Annotated in this window: 6 protein-coding genes; 2 read left to right on the plus strand and 4 right to left on the minus strand. The window is 51.7% G+C overall.

The features are described 5' to 3' along the window. Positions 1 to 780 precede the first annotated feature (780 nt). Together ACHHZ7_RS24975 and ACHHZ7_RS24980 are read left to right on the plus strand one after the other, a co-directional pair. Positions 781 to 894 (plus strand): hypothetical protein, encoded by a 114-nt coding sequence (locus tag ACHHZ7_RS24975; RefSeq protein WP_032634168.1) that lies wholly within the window; start codon positions 781 to 783, stop codon positions 892 to 894. 266 nt (positions 895 to 1,160) lie between these two features. Further along, entirely contained in the window at positions 1,161 to 1,766 is a 606-nt protein-coding gene (locus ACHHZ7_RS24980; RefSeq protein WP_047715645.1) for a hypothetical protein, read from the plus strand. On the opposite strand, the gene ACHHZ7_RS24985 is transcribed toward ACHHZ7_RS24980, so the two are convergent. The 4 genes from ACHHZ7_RS24985 to ACHHZ7_RS25000 all read right to left on the minus strand — a co-directional run bounded on the left by ACHHZ7_RS24985 (position 1,763) and on the right by ACHHZ7_RS25000 (position 5,065). Next, on the minus strand, positions 1,763 to 2,881 hold the full coding sequence (locus ACHHZ7_RS24985) for a DNA methyltransferase (protein ID WP_080917352.1): 1,119 nt from the start codon (positions 2,879 to 2,881) through the stop codon (positions 1,763 to 1,765). The genes ACHHZ7_RS24980 and ACHHZ7_RS24985 overlap by 4 nt on opposite strands. Positions 2,882 to 3,356: 475 nt before the next feature. Further along, entirely contained in the window at positions 3,357 to 3,572 is a 216-nt protein-coding gene (locus ACHHZ7_RS24990; protein ID WP_015328239.1) for an MbeD family mobilization/exclusion protein, read from the minus strand. A gap of 6 nt (positions 3,573 to 3,578) precedes the next feature. After that, complete coding sequence (locus ACHHZ7_RS24995; protein WP_020325392.1) at positions 3,579 to 4,076, minus strand: MbeB family mobilization protein; 498 nt, start codon at positions 4,074 to 4,076, stop codon at positions 3,579 to 3,581. Between the two features lie 677 nt (positions 4,077 to 4,753). Then, positions 4,754 to 5,065, minus strand: coding sequence for a MobC family plasmid mobilization relaxosome protein (locus ACHHZ7_RS25000; protein ID WP_020804102.1), 312 nt, complete (start codon positions 5,063 to 5,065; stop codon positions 4,754 to 4,756). Between the last annotated feature and the right edge of the window lie 130 nt (positions 5,066 to 5,195).

A 5,195-nucleotide genomic window follows, 5' to 3' on the forward strand; every position in this document is an offset into this window, starting at 1 on the left:
AGGGACGCAGCTATCGCTGGATCGCACGCGAGCTCGGTATCAGCAAGAATACCGTCGCTGACATCGTGCAACGACACAGAGCTAACGCTTAGGGTGTCATTTCGCCCTCAGCCGGAACCGACCCCATCGTGAGCATCTTGTTGCGTTTATCTGCCAGAATCGCCTCCTGATAACCCCGTGACGGACGGGAAAGCCTTTCCCGGTCGGCGCGGGGTTGGACAAGCCGCAGGCGCGTCAGTGGTTTTTAGCGGGTTTCGGGGCGCAGCCCTGAACCAGTCACGTAGCGCTAGCGGAGTGTATACTGGCTTACTATGGTGGCATCGGTATGGGTATCAGCGAAAGTGCTATATATGGCAGGGATGACATGCAGCGACGGTGCGTAAGGCAGATAATGGTAGTGCCGGGGGTATGACGCCTCCTCGCTCACTCGGTCGCTGCGCTCCTGCCGTGAGACTGCGGCGGGCGTTACCAGCTCACGAGTGACGAGAGAAAGAAATAGCGCTCACGTCAGGAAGGCCAGAAAAAAGGATGCGGCGTTGCCGTTTTTCCATAGGCTCCGCCCCCCTGACGAGCATCACAGAATCTGATGCTCAAATCAGTGGTGGCGAAACCCGACAGGACTATAAAGATCCCAGGCGTTTCCCCCTGGTAGCTCCCTCGTGCGCTCTCCTGTTCCTGCCTTTCGGTTTACCGGTGTCATTCCGCTGTTATGGCCGCGTTTGTCTCATTCCACGCCTGACACTCAGTTCCGGGTAGGCAGTTCGCTCCAAGCTGGACTGTATGCACGAACCCCCCGTTCAGTCCGACTGCTGCGCCTTATCCGGTAACTATCGTCTTGAGTCCAACCCGGAAAGACATGCAAAAGCGCCACTGGCAGCAGCCACTGGTAACTGAAAAGGTGGATTTAGATATTGAGAGTTCTTGAAGTGGTGACCTGACTGCGGCTACACTGGAAGGACAGTATTTGGTATCTGCGCTCCACCAAGCCAGTTACCTGGTTAAGCAGTTCCCCAACTGACTTAACCTTCGATTAAACCGCCTCCCCAGGCGGTTTTTTCGTTTCAAGAGGCTACGCCCAAACGACAATGATCGTCAAGGATCTTCTTGGTAAGATATGACAAAGAGCTTTCGAACTTTTATATCTTATTCAAGGAACTAAGATGCAAGACAGGTCAGTAGTTAATCGACAGGGATTTAACCCAGAGATCGATCTGCCGTATTCGCTAAGGATTAGTGATTTTGAGCACGCGATGGAAGATATTTATGACTTCTTCCATGATGTGAACAACTTACTATCAAACAAAGGTTTGCATAGGCTTGATGACATGATGAGACCAGCAGCTATGTCTGGCCTCATATCAGATATGATCACAGCTTCCCTCGCTAAATTTTCAAGATCGCTTGTTGAAAACAAGCATTTCAATGGACATCCAGACCTAGTTGTTAGGGGCAGGTATCCGAATGACAGTATCTCCTCAGGAGAAGAAGGCATTGAAATAAAAACCACCCGGAAAAATGGGGGGGCAGTCGATACTCACGGGGCCAGATCTCAATGGATGTGCGTATTTGTCTACAATGTCGATAATGAGACCGAACCGGCCTCAGACAGAAAGTCGATGAAATTTACCGAGGTATATCTTTGCCACGTTGATGAAAATGACTTCCGTCGTAATGATCGTGGTGCATTAGGAACCAGAACAGCAACCCTTCACAAAGAAGGGTTGAAGAAGCTCAGAGAAAGCTGGGTTTACAAGGACTTAGTTTAGTTATTTTCCTTGCTAGGAAGAGCTGATAGCGCGGGGATAGCCTTCTCCGCCAAATCAAAGAACTCTCGGTCTATTTCAACTCCAATGCTCTCATAACCTATATGATTTGCAGCTGCCAATGTGGAGCCTCCCCCCATAAATGGATCGAGAATAATCCCCTCTCCCAAAGGAAGCACTGCCCTCACTAATTGTCGCATGAAATTTTGCGGCTTTAATGAGGGATGTGGCGCTATCTTTTTTTCGTGTGCTGGCGTCGGATGAGATTTGATGACGTCGCCAAATGGCCTATCAGCTGAAATCCTCCTGAATCCACCTGTTTTCCACTTTCTTAGATTATCCTGAACCCTTCCATCTAGAGGCTTTCTCAACACTATCCATGGTTCCCATTGAGAGCGAGGCATGACAGAAACATCTCCAAATTCATCATGGGCGTTTTTGGGTCTATCCCCACCTCTCATGGTCATAACCTGACGTACAATGTAACCTCGTAGCTCTAAGCCAGACGTAGACATAGAGTCCGCGACTATATGGGATAGTAGAGGGTTGGATGCGATAACTATATTCCCGCCAGGAACAACCACCCTTTCGACTTGCGAGGATAGTTCTTTGAAAAATAATGATATATTTCTGAGGTCTTCTTCCCGCAAAACCGTAAAGCGAGGTAATGGCGCTCGCTTATGTCCATCAAAGGAAGGTGGCTTTCTCCAAATACCACCTTTCCCTGCCCTTAGTTTCTCAGTCTGTTGTTTTGTATACTCGACTAATCCGTAAGGAGGATCAGTTACAACTGCATGAATTGAATTATCTTTTTGTCTTTTTAACCATTCAATTGCATCGTCAAAAAAAATCGTCGATTTCCCAACCGTCTTAGGTGAAGACGTCAAATCTAGGGAGGGAGTAATACCAGCATCACCATTTAAGCGATAGACACCTCGGTCTACTCGCTCGAACAGACCTGGGGTATTTAAACTCAGATATGAGCGAACAGAAGACTTTGAAATTTTTCCAATTTTTAAATAAACAGCTTTTGTTATCTCCTCAATAGAAGCTTCTCTTCCAAGCCTTAAAAAACATTCAATTATCGAGTCACGAACAACACCAGGAGCCAAAGACATGTTTATAAATCCAGTATTTTTATATAAAATAATAATACTAACTAGACGTCAGGACGTCAATTTAGTTTAAAAGAGACGTCAAAAAAGTATACATTAACTTTTTTTTTACCATAACATCCCTTACCCGCACCGCGCCGGAGGCCCTCAGGGCGTTTCTGATGGCTGACGGGCAAAAGGTGGTGGCAAGTACACCGAAAACCACCAGAAACGCACCTGATTTATTTTACGCATATGCATCACTTATTCACATCACTGCATAGCCGGTGATTTCGGTTAAAAAAGACTCTCTGTGTGCTGAAATCGCAGAAAATGGCCATGATCCCCGTCACGCTCAGGCCACCTGAGACGGGCGTTTATCAGTCTCCATACTCCCTGTCACCATGAGATAATGTGCGTTGCCGTTCCGGTACCAGATCTGCTGTCTTCTCTGGTTCCTTTTCCGTTCTTTGCCCGTATCGCTGTTGATCAATCTCATTCAGCCTGTCGATAACCGGCGCAGCTGCTCGCTCAAACTCTGCACCTGCCTGCTCAAGCCCGACACGCGCTCGCTCAGCGCCGCGTTCTCCCGTTGCATAAGACCAGACATCTTCCGCCATTCCTCGAAGGCGCTCTCCCACTCGTCCAGCCTTCTCGAGTAGTCCTGCTGTAGCTGCTCTAACGCGCTCAGCAATTGTTTTTCCAGTTCCGTCATTCTGCTCTACTCCCGTACCAGCTTCACCGCGTTCCGCGTCTTGTTGTCCACCGTCCGGCCCGTTTCGGCTTTCATCCCCTCCGGCAGCACCAGAAACCGTCCGTTGCGGTTCTCCAGATAGGTCACGCCCCACGTCTGCATCTGCAGTTTCGACAGCGTATCTCTCTGCTGCCTGATTTCCGCCAGGTTCGCCGCTATCCGGTTCCCCTGGTACCACAGCACCCCGCTCAGGCTGGCGAACAGCAGCCCTGACACCATGGTGATGGTCAGCCACGTCCGCCCGACCATTCGCAGCACGCTCAGCCGGTTCGACTGCATCGCCGCGTTCATCCCCTGTTCGTGGGCGCTGATGGCGTCGTTGATTCTCTTCGCGCTTGCGTTCAGTTCCGATTTGACAACGTTCTCGTGCTTGCTGAATGCGGCTTTCAGCCTCTCTTCGGTAAGCTGCTGCTGTGCTTTCGATTTCTCCTCGAAGTCCCTCGAGGCCGTTAAAAGACTGCTCATAAATGGCTCCCCTCAGTCGGATATTTCGCCCCCCGTCCGGGTCGGCAATGCTGATACTGTTTTTTGTGGTTCTGACCACCTCAAAACCGGCCGCTGTGAGCGCCCCTGTGACGTCATCACGCGTTTTCAGCTCTCCTGATGAGGCTAACATCAGCAAACCCCGTGTAATCGTCTCCGCGGCTTCCTGCTTCGTTTCTGGCAGTCCTGACGGCGTGACCAGCGCCCGCCGGTTCTCCGGGTCGTTCGGATCATGTAGCCCCAGCCTGCCGTTGACCACTGTCTGCCACGCATCGATGCGCGGCCGGTCGGCACGATCGTAATACGGCTGGAGGCGTTTCCCCGTCAGTAATTCGGTATTGGGGATCAGAAAATTCAGCTCAAGACGACCCTTGTCTGCGTGTTCCACCCACAGAATGCTGTACTGATCTTTATCGAGTCCGGGCATCAGAACCCGCTCAAAGCTGGCCATCAGTTTTTCACGCTGACCCGGCGGCAGGTCCGCCTCCGCGAATGACAGCACCCCGGAGGTATATTTTTTCACATACGGCGACGCATCAATCAGCTCCCGGACTTCTTCCGGCTTCCCCTGCAGGACGCTGGCACCTTCACGCTGCCGGTCTTTACCCAGAAGATAGTCCACCGGACCGGCTCCCCCGCCGCGACCCCGTGGATGGAATTTAACAATCATCGTCCGGCCCTTTTTCCAGTACGGCATGCCGCAACCGTTCCAGACCGGCATCGATCGCCATCAGCGCTGCCACGATCTGCACCCGGTCATGACCGGCACCACCGGCGTTCACTTTCCGGGCGATCTGGTTCAGGTTATTGCCCATGCCAGCAAGCTGACGCAGCAGCGCCGGCGAAATCGAGGGGAGCCTGCCGGCGCGTGTCGGTTTCTCATCAAGGCAGGTCTGGCGCATCCACGCCGCCAGTTGTTTTCCGTCGCACCGCTCAAGCAACCGCCGGTGTTCGTCTTCCGTCACCCACATCGTGGGGTCGGTTCCGGCTGAGGGCGAAATGACACCCTAAGCTTTCGGTTCCTTGTGCCAAAGATATTCGCCAGTCAGTAGAATGTGCGCCCAGCCCAATGGGGATATGTGGGGAAGAAATTCAGGGGGA

Source organism: Citrobacter freundii complex sp. 2024EL-00216, assembly GCF_043945515.1.
GTDB classification, from domain to species: Bacteria; Pseudomonadota; Gammaproteobacteria; order Enterobacterales; family Enterobacteriaceae; genus Citrobacter; species Citrobacter portucalensis.

What these genes read in the sequence shown, in the direction of transcription:
- ACHHZ7_RS24990 (WP_015328239.1), bottom strand. Translation starts at nt 3,572, where the DNA reads ATGACGGAACTGGAAAAACAATTGCTGAGCGCGTTAGAGCAGCTACAG.
- ACHHZ7_RS24985 (WP_080917352.1), bottom strand. Translation starts at nt 2,881, where the DNA reads ATGTCTTTGGCTCCTGGTGTTGTTCGTGACTCGATAATTGAATGTTTT.
- ACHHZ7_RS24995 (WP_020325392.1), bottom strand. Translation starts at nt 4,076, where the DNA reads ATGAGCAGTCTTTTAACGGCCTCGAGGGACTTCGAGGAGAAATCGAAA.
- ACHHZ7_RS24975 (WP_032634168.1), top strand. Translation starts at nt 781, where the DNA reads ATGCACGAACCCCCCGTTCAGTCCGACTGCTGCGCCTTATCCGGTAAC.
- ACHHZ7_RS25000 (WP_020804102.1), bottom strand. Translation starts at nt 5,065, where the DNA reads ATGTGGGTGACGGAAGACGAACACCGGCGGTTGCTTGAGCGGTGCGAC.
- ACHHZ7_RS24980 (WP_047715645.1), top strand. Translation starts at nt 1,161, where the DNA reads ATGCAAGACAGGTCAGTAGTTAATCGACAGGGATTTAACCCAGAGATC.